The organism is Vibrio sp. YT-19(2023), assembly GCF_033337395.1.
In genome coordinates this window covers 1-571 of the sequence record NZ_JAWOQN010000877.1, presented here as the reverse complement: position 1 = coordinate 571, position 571 = coordinate 1, and the positions used below count along the sequence as shown (strand labels likewise).

Genomic DNA, 571 nt, shown 5'->3' with positions numbered 1-571 from the left:
CCCGGGGAAAGAGGAATTCAGAGAAACGATTCGATACTTTGCCAACCGAATTGCTGAAACGGGTGTAAATCTGCATTTTTCTACGGAAGCGAACTACGATTTGCTGACAGAGTACGATGAGGTTGTGATGGCTTCTGGTGTTGAACCGCGGAAGGTCAATATCGAAGGTATTGATAATGCAGAAAAAGTGGTGGATTACCAAACGCGGATTCGTGACAAAACGCCTGTCGGTGAAAAAGTCGCCATTGTTGGTGCTGGTGGTATTGGTGTTGATGTTGCAACAATGATTACCGAGCCAGCAGGGCAAACGTTGGATGATTGGCTGCATGAATGGGGCATTGATAAAGAAATGTCGCAACCAGGTGGACTGTACCCTTACCCAGACGCGGTGAGTGACAAAGAAGTGTGGGTGCTTCAACGTCGCAAAGGTCGTGTTGGTAAAGGACCGGGTAAAACGACAGGTTGGATCCATAAACGCACATTAGAAAAACGCGGAGTGCATCTACTTGGGGGCGTGTCTTATGACAAAATTGATGACAACGGTTTACACATTCATGTAGATGGTAAGGCG

At 47.1% G+C, this 571-nt stretch carries 1 protein-coding gene; it reads left to right on the top strand.

Annotation, left to right across the window (positions count from 1 at the left end):
- Positions 1-571, top strand: a 571-nt coding sequence (locus R7E78_RS28950; RefSeq protein WP_318058995.1) for an FAD-dependent oxidoreductase, incomplete at both ends; no start/stop codon positions are given.